The organism is Streptomyces sp. GS7, assembly GCF_009834125.1.
GTDB lineage: Bacteria > Actinomycetota > Actinomycetes > Streptomycetales > Streptomycetaceae > Streptomyces.
Window position 1 is genome coordinate 7,209,210 of record NZ_CP047146.1, and the last position, 15,368, is coordinate 7,224,577.

Genomic DNA, 15,368 nt, shown 5'->3' on the forward strand with positions numbered 1-15,368 from the left:
GGGGCCGATCGACGGAGTTTCCGCTCCGCCGACCGGCCCCGGTCAGGCGCTACGCGATCAGCCGCGCGGCTTCTCCCGCATCTCGTAGGTCGCGATGACGTCGTCGACCTTGATGTCGTTGAAGTTCCCGAGGTTGATACCGCCCTCGAAGCCTTCGCGGATCTCGGTGACGTCGTCCTTGAAGCGACGCAGACCGTCGATGTTGAGGTTCTCCGCGACGACCTTGCCGTCGCGGATGAGGCGCGCCTTGGTGTTGCGCTTGACCTCGCCGGAGCGGATGAGCACACCCGCGATGTTGCCCAGCTTGGACGACTTGAAGACCTCGCGGATCTCCGCCGTACCGAGCTCGACCTCCTCGTACTCCGGCTTGAGCATGCCCTTGAGGGCCGCCTCGATCTCCTCGATCGCCTGGTAGATGACCGAGTAGTACCGGACGTCGACGCCCTCGCGCTCGGCCCGCTGCGTGGCGCGGCCCTCGGCGCGGACGTTGAAGCCGATGACGATCGCGTCGGAGCCGGTCGCCAGGTCGATGTCGGTCTCGGTGACCGCACCGACGCCGCGGTGCAGCACCCGGATGTCGACCTCTTCGCCGACGTCCAGCTGGAGCAGCGAGGACTCCAGGGCCTCGACCGAACCGGACGCGTCGCCCTTGATGATGAGGTTGAGCTGCTGGACCTCGCCCGCCTTGAGCACCTTGTCGAGGTCCTCCAGGGACACCCGGCGGGTGCGCTTGGCGAACGCGGCGTTGCGCTCGCGGGCCGCGCGCTTCTCGGCGATCTGACGCGCCGTGCGGTCCTCGTCGACGACCAGGAAGTTGTCGCCGGCGCCCGGGACGTTGGTCAGACCCAGGACCAGGACGGGGGTCGACGGACCCGCTTCCTCGACGTTGTTGCCCTTGTCGTCGAACATCGCACGGACCCTGCCGTACGCGTCGCCGGCGACCATCGTGTCGCCGACGCGCAGCGTGCCGCGCTGGACGAGGACGGTGGCCACGGCACCACGGCCGCGGTCGAGGTGGGCCTCGATCGCAATACCCTGCGCGTCCTGCGCGTCGTTGGCCCGCAGGTCGAGCGCGGCGTCCGCGGTGAGGACCACGGCCTCCAGCAGGGAGTCGATGTTCAGACCCTGCTTGGCGGAGATGTCGACGAACATGGTGTCGCCGCCGTACTCCTCGGCCACCAGGCCGTACTCGGTCAGCTGACCGCGCACCTTGGTCGGGTCGGCGCCCTCGACGTCGATCTTGTTGACCGCGACCACGATCGGCACGTCGGCCGCCTTGGCGTGGTTCAGCGCCTCGATCGTCTGCGGCATGACACCGTCGTTGGCCGCCACCACGAGGATCGCGATGTCGGTCGACTTGGCACCGCGGGCACGCATGGCGGTGAACGCCTCGTGACCCGGGGTGTCGATGAAGGTGATGCGGCGCTCTTCCTCGTTGACCTCGGTCGCGACCTGGTAGGCACCGATGTGCTGGGTGATGCCGCCGGCCTCGCCCGCGACCACGTTGGTCTTGCGGATCGCGTCCAGCAGGCGGGTCTTACCGTGGTCGACGTGACCCATGACGGTCACCACCGGCGGACGGGAGACCAGCATCTCCTCGCCGCCCTCGTTCTCGCCGAACTCGATGTCGAAGGACTCGAGCAGCTCGCGGTCCTCCTCCTCCGGGCTGACGATCTCGACGACGTAGTTCATCTCGTCGGCGAGCAGCTGCAGCGTCTCGTCGGAGACCGACTGGGTCGCGGTGACCATCTCGCCCAGGTTGAGCATGACCTGGACCAGCGACGCCGGGTTGGCGTTGATCTTCTCCGCGAAGTCCGTCAGCGAGGCACCGCGCGACAGGCGAACCGTCGCGCCGTTGCCGCGCGGCAGCATGATGCCGCCGACCGACGGGGCCTGCATGGCCTCGTACTCCTGACGGCGCTGCCGCTTCGACTTGCGACCGCGACGCGCCGGGCCGCCGGGACGGCCGAACGCACCCTGCGTGCCACCGCGGCCACCGGGACCACCGGGACGACCGCCGAAGCCGGGACGACCGCCGAAGCCGCCGCCACCACCGGCACCACCGGGACCGCCGCCACCGGGACGACCGGCGAAACCGCCGCCGCCACCCGGACGACCGCCGCCACCGCCACCGGGACGACCGGCGAAACCGCCGCCGCCACCGGGACGACCGCCGCCACCGCCACCGGGACGACCGGCACCGCCGGGACCGCGACCGCCGCCACCGGGGCCCGGACGCGGGCCGGCAGCCGGACGCTGCGGCATCATGCCCGGGTTCGGGCGGTTACCGCCGCCGGGACGCGGACCGGCACCGCCGGGAGCCGCACCCTGCGGACGGGGCATGCCGCCGGGGGTCGGGCGCGCGCCGCCCTGGCCCTGCGGACGGGGGCCACCCTGGCCGCCGCCCTGCGGACGCGGGCCGCCGGGGCCACCCTGGCCACCGGGACGCGGGGCGCCACCGGGACGGGGGGCCTGCGGACGGGCCATGCCCGTGGAGCCGCCGGACGTGAAGGGGTTGTTGCCCGGACGCGGACCGCTCGGGCGGGGGCCGCCGGGACGGCCGCCCTGACGCTCACCGCCGGGACGCGGGGCGCCGCCGCGCGGCTGGCCCTGACCGGGCGCCGGACGGGCCGGGCGCGGGCCGGGGGTGGCACCGGGACGGGGCCCCTGCTGCGCGGCGGCGGGAGCCGGCGCGGACGGCGGGGCCGTGAACTCGGGCTGCGCGGGCGCGGCCGGAGCGGGCTTCGGCGCGGGACGCGCCGGGGTCGGCCGCGGGCCCGGGGTGGGGCCGGCGGCGGGAGTCTTGGGGGCCGCGGGGACCTGCGGCACCTCGGGGGCGGCCGGGGCCGCGGGACCCGGCTTGGGGGCGCCCGGCTTCGGGGCAGCCGGACGCGCCGCCTGCGCCGGAGTGGGCGCGGACGGCTTCGCGGGGGCCGACTTGCGCGGCGCCGCGGGCTTACCGGCGGCGCGGCCGCTGCCGCTGCCTGCCTGGAAAGCGTCGGTCAACTTGCGAACAACCGGCGCCTCGATCGTCGAGGACGCCGAACGGACGAATTCGCCAAGTTCTTGGAGCTTGGCCATGACGACCTTGCTCTCAACGCCGAACTCCTTGGCGAGTTCGTATACCCGGACCTTAGCCACTTCGCTCCTTCTAGGTCCGGGTGTCCACCGGACCGTCGCTACTTCATGGGCGTACTCATCGCGTACTCATCGAGTGCTCATCGCAATCTCGACCTACTTCCGACTCGCGAGGTACCTGACCGCACGGTTTTCCGTGCGCTGTGCGTTTCTTGCTGTGCGTTATTGCCATGGCGGCTGCTCAACGCGCGCCCCCTTCGATGAACCGGCGCAACTCCGCCGTGTCGAACGGGCCGCGGCCCCGGTAGGCCCGGGGGAACGCCCGGCGGCGAACCGCCAGGTCGAGGCAGACCAGTGTCCGGTGCACATAAGCACCCCGGCCGGGCAGCGTACCGCGAGGATCGGGGACACACTCGTCCTCGATCGCCACGATGCGCAGCAAATCGCCCTTGGCCGCTCGCTCCCGGCAACCCAGACACGTGCGCTCAGGGCATGCGCGGGCATGCGTCCGGCCAGACACTGCTTAAGTCTACCTCCCCACGGCGGCTCCACCCCGATGGGGTAAAGCCTGATCCACTACTCAGAATTCCCTGCGGGAGGCCGCGGCACCACTTTTTTTCGTCCGCCGCGGCCCCGCGCTCCGGGTGGGCTCAGGGCCTGTCCGACCCTGACCCACCGGACAGGCCCTAGCCCTGCGGCGCCGGGTGCTCGGTGTCCGGGCGGATGTCGATCCGCCAGCCGGTGAGCCGGGCCGCGAGCCGGGCGTTCTGCCCTTCCTTGCCGATCGCCAGCGACAGCTGGTAGTCGGGCACCGTGACCCGCGCGGAGCGCGCCGCCAGGTCCACGATCTCGACCTTGCTGACCCGGGCCGGCGACAGCGCGTGCGCCACCAGGTCGGCCGGGTCGTCCGACCAGTCAACGATGTCGATCTTCTCGCCGTGCAGCTCGGCCATGACGGCCCGCACCCGCCCGCCCATGGGGCCGATGCAGGCGCCCTTGGCGTTCAGCCCCGAGCGCGTCGAGCGCACCGCGATCTTCGTCCGGTGTCCGGCCTCGCGCGCGATGGCGGCGATCTCCACCGACCCGTCCGCGATCTCCGGCACCTCCATGGCGAAGAGCTTCTTCACCAGATTGGGGTGGGTACGCGAGAGGGTGACCGACGGGCCGCGGACGCCCTTGACGACCCGGACGACGTACGACCGCAGCCGCGTGCCGTGCGCGTAGTCCTCGCCCGGGACCTGCTCCTGCACCGGCAGGATGGCCTCCAGCTTGCCGATGTCGACCAGCACGTTCTTGGGGTCCTTGCCCTGCTGGACCACGCCGGTGACGACATCGCCCTCCCGTCCGGCGTACTCGCCGAACGTGATCTCCTCCTCGGCGTCCCGCAGCCGCTGCAGGATGACCTGCTTGGCGGTGGTCGCCGCGATCCGCCCGAAGCCGGACGGGGTGTCGTCGAACTCGCGGGGCTCCTCGCCCTCCTCGAGATCCGCCGGGTCCTCCTTCGCCCACACCGTCACATGCCCGGTGCTGCGGTCCAGCTCCACGCGCGCCCGGCGGCGGCTGCCCTCGGTGCGGTGGTAGGCGATGAGGAGGGCCGACTCGATCGCCTCGACCAGCAGGTCGAACGAGATCTCCTTCTCCCGCACCAGACCCCGCAGGGCACTCATGTCGATGTCCACGGCTACGCCTCCTCCTTGTTCTCGTCGTTCTCGCCGTTCGCACGGCTCTCGTCGTTCTCGTCGATGGTCTCGCCGCGCGTCGCGTCCTGCTTGGCGGACTTGCGGCTGAACTCCAGCTCGACCCGCGCCTTGGCGATCTCGTCGAACGCGATCCGGCGGGCGGTCGGCTTGCGGCCCTTGACGCCCGGCACCTCCAGGTCGAGACCGGTGTCGTCCATGGCGACGATCCGCGCCACCACCTCGCCGCCCTCGTGCAGCCGGGCCTTGATGAGGCGGTCGACGGCGCGGCGGTAGTGCCGCGGCTCGGTCAGCGGCCGGTCGGCGCCGGGAGAGGTGACCTCAAGGGTGTACGGGGCGCCGCCCATCACGTCGGAGTCGTCCAGGACCTGCGACGCCTCGCGGCTCAGGTCGGCGCACTCGTCCAGCTGGACGCCCTCATCGGAATCGACCACGATCCTCAGCACCCGGCTCCTGCCTGCCGGGGTCACCTCGATCTCTTCCAGATCCAGGTCTCGCGCGGCGACGAGCGGTTCAAGCAGTCCGCGCAGCCTCTCGCTCTGGGTGGTGCTCATCCGGGTGACTCCTCGGCCGCGTGTGCTGTTGTGGGTGGGTCGCGTGTCGGGTCAAAGCCTATCGGTTCCGGCGGGGTACTGACGATTCGGCGGGTGGGCACGGATACTCTCGCCTGCGGTGATCACTACGGAAGACCCCGGGAAGTGCAACGTGCCGAAAGTGGCGCTCACACGCCGAAGGACCCTGCTGGCCGGTGCCGCCCTCGGGGGCGTGGCGCTGCTCTCCGGATGCGCCGGCGGTCCCCGCCCCGAAGAGGAGGACGCCGAACACTCCGCCGCCGCGGAGCGGCTGCGGCAGCGGTCCGCGCGGGACAGCACGGCGCTGCTCGCCCGCTACGACGCGACGCTGGCCGCGCATCCGGCGCTGGCGTCCCACCTGCGTCCGCTGCGCGCCGAAGTCGCCCTGCACGCCGAGGCGTTCAGGTCCGACCGGGCCACGCCCACGCCGTCCCGCGGCGCCGCCACGGGGCCTGCGCGGCGTGCGGCGGCGCCCGCGGTGCCGGCCGACGAGCGAGCGGCGCGGACCGCGCTCGCCGACGCGGAACGGGCGCTCGCCGACACCCGCACGGCGGCACTGGCCGACGCGCCCCCGGAACTGGCCCGGCTCCTCGCGTCGGTCGCGGCGGCCGGGGCGGCGCACGCCTATCTGCTGACGGGGCCGGGGGCGTGAGCCGCGGCCCGGTGGGCGGGGCGCCGCGCCCCGCACCGTACGACGGCCGGGCGCGACGGCCGGCCAACGACCAGAGAAGAGCACGGAGATGACGACCGGAACGACGGACGGCGGCGAGCTGGCCGCGGTGCAGGCCGCGCTCGCCGCCGAGCATGCGGCGGTGTACGGGTACGGCGTGGTGGGCGGGCGGATCGGGGCCGGGCGCCGCGCGGAGGCGCAGAGCGCCTACGACGCGCACCGGGCGCGGCGGGACGCGCTGTCCCGCACCGTGCGGGACCTCGGCGGGAAGCCGCGGGCCGCGGCGGCCGGGTACGAACTGCCGTTCCCGGTGCCGGACGCGACCGCCGCGGCGCACCTGGCCGCCGAGCTGGAGGACCGGCTGGCCGCCGTCTACGCGGATCTCGTACGGGCCTGTGCCGGCGCCCGGCGCAAGGAGGCGGCGGGCGCGCTGCGCGAGGCCGCGGTGCGGTCGGTGCGCTGGCGGGGCGGCGGCGTAGCCTTCCCTGGGCTCGTCGAGCGGGCCGCGGCGCCCGCTCCGTCCGGCTCCGCGGGCGCCTCCTCCGGCGCGCTCTGAACGACCGGCCGCCCGGCGGCCACCTCCCCGCACCGCGACCTCCCGACGAACAAGGACAGCTCTGGCATGGCAACGGCACCCATCGAACCGCCGCAACGATTGCTGGGCGCGCTCGGCGGCGATCAGGAGGGTCCCGTACGGGCCTGGCTGGAGGCGCTGCCGGCGCTGGTTCAACAGCGGCTGGACGCCTGGGAGCTGACGCTGGAGCGGGTGCATGCCCCGGGTGGCCTGAGCAGTCTCGTCGCGCTCGTCCGGCAGCAGGACGGGGCGCCCGCGGCGCTGAAGTTCCCGGTGCCGGGGCGGGCCGCGGCGCAGGAGGCCGCGGCGCTGCGGGCGTGGGACGGCTGGGGCGCGGTGCGGCTGCTGCGGGCCGACGAGGCCGGTGGTGCGCTGCTGCTGGAGCGGTTGCAGGGCTCGGTGTCGCTGCGGTCGCTGCCGGAGTCCAAGGCGCTGCTGGAGGCGGCGGGCACGGTGCGGCGCCTGTGGGTGCCGCCGGGCGAGGGGCATCCGTTCGCGACGGTCGCGGAGCGGGTGACCGAGGACGCCAAGGCCCTGGGTGCGGCCGGGGAGTTCGCCGGGGCCGCGGCGCCGCTGGTCGAGGAGGCGCTGGAGCTGGGGCGGGCGCTGCCGGACGGGGCGCCGGAGGAGGTCCTGCTGCACGGGGCGTTCCGGCAGGGGAAGGTGCTGGCCGGCGAGCGGGTGCCCTGGCTGGCGGTGGGCCCGGCGCCGCTGGTCGGTGAGCGGGCGTACGACCTGGCGCGGCTGGTGCTGGACCGGTTCGAGGACCTGGTGGCCGGGTCGGGGGCGCCCGCGGCGGCCCGGCGGCGGGTGGCCAGGCTCGCGGACTCGCTGGAGGTGGACCGGGAGCGGCTGCGCGGCTGGACGCTGTACCGCGCGGTGCGCGCGGGGCTGCGCGAGTCGGCGGTGGGCGACCGGCAGCGGGGGGAACTGCTGCTGGAGTTCGCCGCGTACCTGTAGCGGACGCGTAAGGGCATAGTGAACGGGCCGGCCGGGGGTGCCCCGGCCGGCCCGTTCGCCGTGCCGTTACGCGCCGAGGCGGGCGACGGCCTCCTCGACCGTCAGCTCCTCGCGCTCGCCGGTGCGGCGGTCCTTGACCTCGACGACGCCCTCGCCGGCGCGGCGGCCGGCGACGACGATGGTCGGCACGCCGAGCAGTTCCGCGTCGGTGAACTTGACGCCGGGCGAGACGCCGGGGCGGTCGTCGACCAGGACCCGCAGGCCGGCGTCGCCGAGCCGGTCGCTGATCTCCAGGGCGAGTTCGGTCTGCTTGGCCTTGCCGGCGGCGACGACGTGGACGTCGGCCGGCGCCACCTCGCGCGGCCAGCACAGGCCCTTGTCGTCGGCGTGCTGCTCGGCCAGCGCGGCGACGGCGCGGGAGACGCCGATGCCGTACGAGCCCATGGTCACCCGGACCGGCTTGCCGTTCTGGCCGAGCACGTCGAGCTGGAAGGCGTCGGCGTACTTGCGGCCCAGCTGGAAGATGTGGCCGATCTCGATGGCGCGGTCCAGCTTGAGGCCGGTGCCGCAGGCCGGGCAGGGGTCGCCCTCCTGCACCACGACGACGTCGACGTACTCGTCGACCTCGAAGTCGCGCCCGGCGACGACGTTCCTGGCGTGCACGCCTTCCTTGTTGGCGCCGGTGATCCACGCGGTGCCGGGGGCGATGCGCGGGTCGGCGAGGTACCTGACCTTCTCCAGGCCCTGCGGGCCCACGTAACCGCGGACCAGGTCGTCGCGGTCCACGAAGTCCTCGGCGGTCACCAGCTCGACGGCGGCCGGGGCGAAGTGCGCCTCGACCTTGTCCATGTCGACCTCGCGGTCGCCGGGCACACCCACGGCCACGATCTCGTGCGCGGCGCCGGCCGCTGATGTCTCAGTGACCTTCACCAGGAGGTTCTTGAGGGTGGCGGAGGCCGGTACGCCGAGGTGCGCGGCGAGCGTCTCGATGGTCGGGGTGTCCGGGGTGGGGATCTCCTCCGCCGCGGGCACACCGGCCGCGTCCACCGGCTTCAGGGCGTAGGTGATCGCCTCGGTGTTGGCCGCGTAGTCGCAGTTCGGGCAGTCGGCGAAGGTGTCCTCGCCGGCGGCGGCCGGGGCCAGGAACTCCTCCGACTTGGAGCCGCCCATGGCGCCGGCGGTGGCGGCGCAGATGCGGTATTCGAGGCCGAGGCGCTCGAAGATCCGCTGGTAGGCGGCGCGGTGCAGCGCGTAGGACTCGGCGAGACCCTCGTCGGCGGTGTCGAAGGAGTACGAGTCCTTCATCTGGAACTCACGGCCGCGCAGGATGCCGGCGCGCGGGCGGGCCTCGTCGCGGTACTTGGTCTGGATCTGGTAGAGGATCACCGGCAGGTCCTTGTAGGACGTGCACTGGTCCTTCACCAGCTGGGTGAAGATCTCCTCGTGGGTGGGACCGAGGAGGTAGTCGCCGCCCTTGCGGTCCTTGAGGCGGAACAGCTCGGCGCCGTACTCGTCCCAGCGGCCGGTCGCGTCGTACGGCTCCCTCGGCAGCAGGGCGGGCAGCAGGACCTCCTGGCCGCCGATGGCGTCCATCTCCTCGCGCACGATCCGCTCGACGTTGGCGAGGACCTTCTTGCCGAGCGGCAGCCAGGACCAGACACCGGCGGCGGTGCGGCGCACGAAACCGGCGCGCACCAGGAGCTTGTGGCTGAGCACCTCGGCGTCGGCCGGGTCGTCGCGCAGTGTCTTGATCATCAAGCGGGACATGCGCTGGACCTGTGCGGCGTTGGCCATGGGAGTTTCTCCTGCGTAAGAAAGGTGACTCCCTGGAGGTTAGCTGCACGGGAGTGGCGCACGGAAATGCGTATCCGCTGCGCTTTGCCGGCTGCCCACGTTGTCGGCTTTCCCGTCGTTCCGCTGCGCTTCGCCAGCTGCCCACGTTGTCGGCTTTCCCGCCGTGGGGGTTTGTGTTGTTGCGCCTGCGGCGCGGAGCCGCTGCGCGGGGCCCGCCTCCCACGTTGTCGGGTGCCCCGCCGTGGTGGTTTTTGTCCGCTGCGCGGGGCTTTCGGGGTGCGGTGACGGTCCTCCGGGGCGGGGTGTCCGGACTGCTTCGCTTTACGTCCGGACACCCCGCCCCTCCGGCCCGTCCCCTCCCGTGGGTGGGAAACGGAGGGCGGGGGTGTACGTCGGTGGTCCGGTGCGGGGCTGGTCAGGGGCGCTTGAGGGGGAGGGGGGCGCCCATCACCGCGTAGGGCATGGGGGCGCTCGGGAAGAGCACGCGGCGGGCGATGTCCTCGTAGCCGAGGGAGCGGTACAGGCCGCGGGCCGGGCTCTCGATGTCGATGGCCGAGAGGATGCTGCGGGGTTCGGCGGCCTCGTCGGTGATGCGGGTGATCAGCGCGCGGCCGATGCCCCGGTGCTGGTAGGCGGGATGGACGTGGAGTTCGGTGATGACGAAGGAGTCGTCGAGCCAGTGGTCCAGGCCCTGGCTGCGCAGATAGGGCTCGACGACGGTGGACCACCAGTGGTTGCGGTCGTTGGGCATGCCGTAGACGAAGCCGATGAGCCGGCCGGCGGGGGTGGTGGCGCCGAGGGCGCGGGCGCCGGTGCAGCCGAGGTGGCGCAGCACGATGTGCCGGCGGACGGCGATCTCGTCGTCACCGAGGCCGAAGGCGAGGGCCTGTACGGCCAGCGCGTCGTCCACGCGGGCAGCGAGATCGAGGGGGCCGACCGCGACGTCATCCATGGTCGGAGCGTACAAGGCGGCGGCTCAGAACAGTACGCTCATGAATGCGCCGACTTCCTCGAAGCCCACCCGGCGGTAGGCGGCGCGGGCGGCGGTGTTGAAGTCGTTCACATAGAGGCTGACGACCGGGGCGACGTCGCTGAGGGCGTAGCGCAGGACGGCGGCCATACCGGTTTCGGACAGGCCCTTGCCGCGGTGCTCGGGGGCGACCCAGACGCCCTGGATCTGGCAGGCGAGCGGGGTGGCGGCGCCGATCTCGGCCTTGAAGACGACCTTGCCGTCCTCGATGCGGGCGAACGACCGGCCGGCTCCGACGAGTTCGGCGACCCGGGCCTGGTAGAGCAGGCCGCCGTCGCCGGCCATCGGGGAGATGCCGACCTCTTCGGTGAACATGGCCACGCACGCCGGCATGATCAGGTCCAGCTCGTTCTTGCCGATCCGCCGGACGTACGGGTCGGGGGCGATCTCGGCGGACGGGCTGCGGGTGACCATCAGGGGCTGGTGGGCGCGGATCTCGCGGGCGGGTCCCCAGTGGGGCTCCAGCAGGGACCACAGTTCGGCGGTGGGGCCGGCCGGGCCGACGATGGAGGAGCAGCGGCGGCCCTGGCGGCGGGCGCGCTCGGCGAAGCCGCGGACGGCTTCGGGGGTGGCGCAGACGGGGACGAGGTTGGCGCCGGCGTAGCAGAGGGATTCCAGCCGGCCGCCGACGTACCAGCCCCACATCTCGCCGCCGAGCCGCCAGGGGTCGAGGCCGGCGACCTGGACACGGGCTGCGACGAAAGCGTTGGCGACCGGTTCGCGGTCCAGGACGGCGAGGGCCGAATCGAGCTCCCCGGGCTCCAGAACCTTGATGGCGGTGGTCGTCAGCACGTGTCGGAAAGCCTCACCGGTACGGGCCTGGGAGGCCAGGCGGGAGCAGGTCCTGGCACTGTACCTCCACCTGCGCAAAAGCACCTGGCCTGCTGTGTACGGGCTTTCGCGGGGGCGTGCGGGAGTGCGCGCGGGCGCGCACGAGCCCCGCGGCCCGGGGGGGCGGCGGGGCTCGCGAAGGGAGGGGGTCAGCCCGCGGTGGTGACGACCGGCTCGCCGGAGGCGACGCCGTCGGCCTCCATCTGCGCGGCGATCTTCATGGCCTCTTCGATGAGGGTCTCGACGATCTTCGACTCGGGGACGGTCTTGATGACCTCGCCCTTGACGAAGATCTGGCCCTTGCCGTTGCCGGAGGCGACGCCGAGGTCGGCCTCGCGGGCCTCGCCGGGGCCGTTGACGACGCAGCCCATGACGGCGACGCGCAGCGGGACCTCCATGCCCTCCAGGCCCGCGGTGACCTCGTCGGCGAGCTTGTAGACGTCGACCTGGGCGCGGCCGCAGGACGGGCAGGAGACGATCTCCAGGCGGCGCGGCCGGAGGTTGAGGGACTCCAGGATCTGGATGCCGACCTTGACCTCCTCGACGGGCGGGGCGGAGAGCGAGACCCGGATGGTGTCGCCGATGCCCTCGCTGAGCAGCGCGCCGAAGGCGACCGCGGACTTGATGGTGCCCTGGAAGGCGGGGCCGGCCTCGGTGACGCCGAGGTGGAGGGGGTAGTCGCAGGCGGCGGCGAGCTGGCGGTAGGCGTTGACCATCACGACCGGGTCGTTGTGCTTGACCGAGATCTTGATGTCGCGGAAGCCGTGCTCCTCGAAGAGCGACGCCTCCCAGAGGGCGGACTCCACCAGGGCCTCGGGGGTGGCCTTGCCGTACTTCTGGAGCAGCCGCCGGTCCAGGGAGCCGGCGTTGACGCCGATGCGGATCGGGGTGCCGGCGTCGGAGGCCGCCTTGGCGATCTCCTTGACCTTGTCGTCGAACTGCTTGATGTTGCCGGGGTTGACCCGGACCGCGGCGCAGCCGGCGTCGATCGCGGCGAAGACGTACTTCGGCTGGAAGTGGATGTCCGCGATGACCGGAATCTGGGACTTCTTGGCGATGACCGGCAGCGCGTCGGCGTCGTCCTGGGTCGGGCAGGCGACCCGGACGATCTGGCAGCCGGAGGCCGTCAGCTCGGCGATCTGCTGGAGCGTGGCGCCGATGTCGGAGGTACGGGTGGTGGTCATCGACTGCACCGACACCGGTGCGTCGCCGCCCACGGCGACCGAACCGACCTGGATCTTGCGGCTGACCCGGCGGTCGGCGAGCTTCGCCGGTACGTCCGGCATTCCCAGTGCAATGGCAGTCATCTGGTGAGCAACCCCAAGGTGTGGATCTCGGCCCGGATTCGGTGGGCTCCGGGTCATCGAGATTACGGCACGGAGGTTGCCAGAGGCACATCGAACCCTTTTGCCCCCTCGAAAGGGGCGGCCGGGCACGCCCGCTCGGTCGCAGGGTGCCCGGCCGTGGCCGATCGGACGGGCCTAGGTCAGCTTCACCGGGTTCACCACGTCCGCGACCAGCACGAGCAGGGTGAAGCAGACGAAGATGCCGGCGACGACGTACGCGACGGGCATCAGCTTGGCGACGTCGAAGGGGCCGGGGTCCGGGCGCCGGACGACCCGGGCGAAGGCCCGCCGCACCGACTCCCACAGGGCGCCGGCGATATGGCCGCCGTCCAGCGGCAGCAGCGGCAGCATGTTGAACAGGAACAGCGAGAGGTTGAAGCCGGCGACCAGGAAGAGCATGGTGGCCACCCGCTGCTCCGGCGGGATGTGGAGCGAGAAGACCTCGCCGCCGACCCGGGCCGCGCCGACCACGCCCATCGGGGAGTCCTGCTTGCGCTCGGCGCCGTTGAAGGCCGCGTTCCACAGGTCCGGGATCTTGCCGGGGAGGCTTATCAGCGACTCGGTGCCCTGCTGGACCATGGTGCCCATGCGGTCGACGGACTGGCCGAAGGACTGCTTGACGATGCCGCTGGCCGGGGTGAAGCCGAGGAATCCGGCGCTGACGTACTGGCCGGGGACGTAGCCGCCGTGGCCGTCGGTCTTGGCGACCTTGTTCTCGATGAGGTCGGCGTGCAGCGTCTGCCGGGCGCCGTGCCGCTCGACGACGATGGTCGCCGGGCCGGTGGTCCGGCGGATCTGGTCCTGGAGGGTTCCCCAGTCGGGGACGGCGTGGCCGTTGAAGGAGACGATCCGGTCGCCGGCCCGCAGGCCCGCGGCCTTGGCCGGGGAGTCCTTGGCGCCGGCCGGGCACTTGTCGGACTTGGCGGAGGCCGCGATGACGCAGTCCGAGACCGAGCTGACCTGGGTGGTCTGGGTGTTGATGCCGAAGCCCATCAGCACGCTCATGAAGATCACCACGGCCAGGACCAGGTTCATGAACGGCCCGGCGAACATCACGATCACGCGCTTCCAGGGCTTGCGCGTGTAGAACAGCCGGTGCTCGTCGCCGGGCTGCAGCTCCTCGAAGGCGGCCGAGCGGGCGTCCTCGATCATGCCGCGGAACGGCGAGGTGGAGCGGGCCTGGAGCTTCCCGTCGTCGCCGGGCGGGAACATGCCGATCATCCGGATGTAGCCGCCGAGCGGGACGGCCTTGATGCCGTACTCGGTGTCGCCCTTCTTGCGGGAGAAGATCGTCGGCCCGAAGCCCACCATGTACTGCGGCACGCGGATGCCGAACATCTTGGCCGTGGAGAGGTGGCCGAGCTCGTGCCAGGCGATGGAGAAGAGCAGGCCGACGACGAAGACGACTATGCCGAGGATGGTCATCCAGGTCGTCATGCGCGAGCCTCCGATGGGGTGTGTGCCGCCCGGGCGGCCAGTTCGCGGGCGCGGGCGCGCGCCCAGGTCTCCGCTTCCAGGACGTCCGCGACCGTCAGGGAAGTTCCCGCGGCGGGCGTGCCGCTCCGCTGTGCTCCGCCTTGGCTGCTGTTCATCACCACTCCGGATGCCAGGCCTTCGTCGACCACTGCCGCGACCGTATCGACAATCCCTGTGAACGGCAGCCCGCCGCCGAGGAAGGCCGCGACGCACTCCTCGTTCGCGGCGTTGAAGACCGCGGGGGCGGTGCCGCCCAGCTCGCCGACGTGGCGGGCCAGCGGCACGGACGGGAAGGCGTCCTCGTCCAGCGGGAAGAACTCCCAGGTCTGCGCCGTCGTCCAGTCGACACCGGGGGCGGCGTCCGGGACCCGGTCCGGCCAGCCGATGCCCAGCGCGATCGGCATGCGCATGTCGGGCGGGCTGGCCTGGGCGAGGGTCGAGCCGTCGGTGAACTCCACCATCGAGTGGATGTAGGACTGCGGATGGACCACGACCTCGATGCGGTCGAAGGGGACGTCGAAGAGCAGGTGCGCCTCGATGACCTCCAGGCCCTTGTTGACCAGGGTCGCGGAGTTGATGGTGACGACCGGCCCCATGGACCAGGTGGGGTGGGCCAGCGCCTGCTCGCGCGTGACACCGGCCAGCTCACGCTTGGTACGGCCACGGAACGGGCCGCCGGAGGCGGTGACGACCAGCTTGCGGACCTCGGCCCGGGTGCCGCCGGACAGCGCCTGGAAGAGCGCGGAGTGCTCGGAGTCGACCGGGATGATCTGGCCGGGCCGGGCGGCGGCCTTGACCAGCGGGCCGCCGACGATCAGGGACTCCTTGTTGGCGAGGGCCAGCACCCGGCCCGCCTTCAGGGCGGCGAGTGTGGGGGCGAGGCCGATGGAGCCGGTGATGCCGTTGAGGACGGTGTGGCAGGGCAAGGCGGCGAGCTCGGTGGCCGCGTCGGGGCCGGCCAGGATCTCCGGCACGGGCGCGCCGGCGCCGTAGCGCGCGGTCAGCGCCTCGCGGAGCGCGGGCACCGTCTCCTCGCGCGAGACCGCGACGGTGGCGACCCGCAGCCGGTGCGCCTGCTCGGCGAGCAGTTCGACCCGGCCGCCGGCCGCGGCGAGCGCGGTGACCCGGAAGCGGTCGGGGTTGCGCAGCACGATGTCGATCGCCTGGGTGCCGATCGAACCGGTCGAGCCGAGGATCACGATCTCCCGGGGGCCTCCCGGGTCGGTACGGGCCGGCTCGAAGCGCAGGTGCGGATGGGCGAGGGTGTCCGTCATGCGGTCCATTGTGGCCGGTCGGCGGGGCACCTCGGCCACCGAGGGCCGCGGCGCCTCGTACGGGCG

The 15,368-nt window shown here is 72.6% G+C and carries 13 protein-coding genes; 3 read left to right on the forward strand and 10 right to left on the reverse strand.

The window, feature by feature from the left end; translation table 11 throughout:
• Positions 1-57: 57 nt before the first annotated feature.
• From infB to rimP, 4 genes are all read right to left on the reverse strand, one after another.
• Complete coding sequence (gene infB / locus GR130_RS31235) at positions 58-3,141, reverse strand: translation initiation factor IF-2 (RefSeq protein ID WP_159507802.1); 3,084 nt, start codon at positions 3,139-3,141, stop codon at positions 58-60.
• Positions 3,142-3,319: 178 nt separating this feature from the next.
• The gene (locus GR130_RS31240) at positions 3,320-3,598 is read right to left on the reverse strand and encodes a YlxR family protein (RefSeq protein WP_159507803.1); all 279 of its coding nucleotides are present in this window, start codon (positions 3,596-3,598) and stop codon (positions 3,320-3,322) included.
• 166 nt (positions 3,599-3,764) lie between these two features.
• The gene (gene nusA / locus GR130_RS31245) at positions 3,765-4,757 is read right to left on the reverse strand and encodes a transcription termination factor NusA (RefSeq protein WP_159507804.1); all 993 of its coding nucleotides are present in this window, start codon (positions 4,755-4,757) and stop codon (positions 3,765-3,767) included.
• A 2-nt stretch (positions 4,758-4,759) separates the two neighbouring features.
• Complete coding sequence (gene rimP, locus GR130_RS31250) at positions 4,760-5,329, reverse strand: ribosome maturation factor RimP (RefSeq protein WP_159507805.1); 570 nt, start codon at positions 5,327-5,329, stop codon at positions 4,760-4,762.
• A 160-nt stretch (positions 5,330-5,489) separates the two neighbouring features.
• Here rimP and GR130_RS31255 point away from each other — a divergent pair, with 160 nt between their 5' ends.
• The 3 genes from GR130_RS31255 to GR130_RS31265 all read left to right on the forward strand — a co-directional run bounded on the left by GR130_RS31255 (position 5,490) and on the right by GR130_RS31265 (position 7,551).
• A complete protein-coding gene (locus tag GR130_RS31255) occupies positions 5,490-5,999 on the forward strand; it encodes a hypothetical protein (RefSeq protein ID WP_159507806.1) in 510 nt (169 codons plus the stop codon).
• An 88-nt stretch (positions 6,000-6,087) separates the two neighbouring features.
• Positions 6,088-6,573, forward strand: a complete 486-nt coding sequence (locus tag GR130_RS31260) for a ferritin-like domain-containing protein (RefSeq protein ID WP_159507807.1) — start codon at positions 6,088-6,090, stop codon at positions 6,571-6,573.
• Positions 6,574-6,639: 66 nt separating this feature from the next.
• The gene (locus GR130_RS31265) at positions 6,640-7,551 is read left to right on the forward strand and encodes an aminoglycoside phosphotransferase family protein (protein WP_159507808.1); all 912 of its coding nucleotides are present in this window, start codon (positions 6,640-6,642) and stop codon (positions 7,549-7,551) included.
• Between the two features lie 66 nt (positions 7,552-7,617).
• On the opposite strand, the gene GR130_RS31270 is transcribed toward GR130_RS31265, so the two are convergent.
• The 6 genes from GR130_RS31270 to dxr all read right to left on the reverse strand — a co-directional run bounded on the left by GR130_RS31270 (position 7,618) and on the right by dxr (position 15,302).
• Positions 7,618-9,345 carry a proline--tRNA ligase gene (locus GR130_RS31270; RefSeq protein WP_159507809.1) on the reverse strand — a complete coding sequence of 576 codons (1,728 nt, stop codon included), beginning with the start codon at positions 9,343-9,345 and terminating at the stop codon, positions 7,618-7,620.
• Positions 9,346-9,760: 415 nt separating this feature from the next.
• The gene (locus GR130_RS31275; RefSeq protein WP_159507810.1) at positions 9,761-10,297 is read right to left on the reverse strand and encodes a GNAT family N-acetyltransferase; all 537 of its coding nucleotides are present in this window, start codon (positions 10,295-10,297) and stop codon (positions 9,761-9,763) included.
• A 24-nt stretch (positions 10,298-10,321) separates the two neighbouring features.
• The gene (locus GR130_RS31280) at positions 10,322-11,167 is read right to left on the reverse strand and encodes a GNAT family N-acetyltransferase (protein ID WP_159507811.1); all 846 of its coding nucleotides are present in this window, start codon (positions 11,165-11,167) and stop codon (positions 10,322-10,324) included.
• Between the two features lie 188 nt (positions 11,168-11,355).
• Positions 11,356-12,513 (reverse strand): flavodoxin-dependent (E)-4-hydroxy-3-methylbut-2-enyl-diphosphate synthase, encoded by a 1,158-nt coding sequence (ispG, locus tag GR130_RS31285; protein WP_159507812.1) that lies wholly within the window; start codon positions 12,511-12,513, stop codon positions 11,356-11,358.
• 174 nt (positions 12,514-12,687) lie between these two features.
• Positions 12,688-13,989: a M50 family metallopeptidase gene (locus GR130_RS31290; protein WP_159507813.1), complete on the reverse strand. Its 1,302-nt coding sequence runs from the start codon at positions 13,987-13,989 to the stop codon at positions 12,688-12,690.
• Positions 13,986-15,302, reverse strand: coding sequence for a 1-deoxy-D-xylulose-5-phosphate reductoisomerase (dxr, locus tag GR130_RS31295; protein WP_159507814.1), 1,317 nt, complete (start codon positions 15,300-15,302; stop codon positions 13,986-13,988). The genes GR130_RS31290 and dxr overlap by 4 nt, the downstream gene beginning before the upstream one ends.
• Positions 15,303-15,368 lie beyond the last annotated feature (66 nt).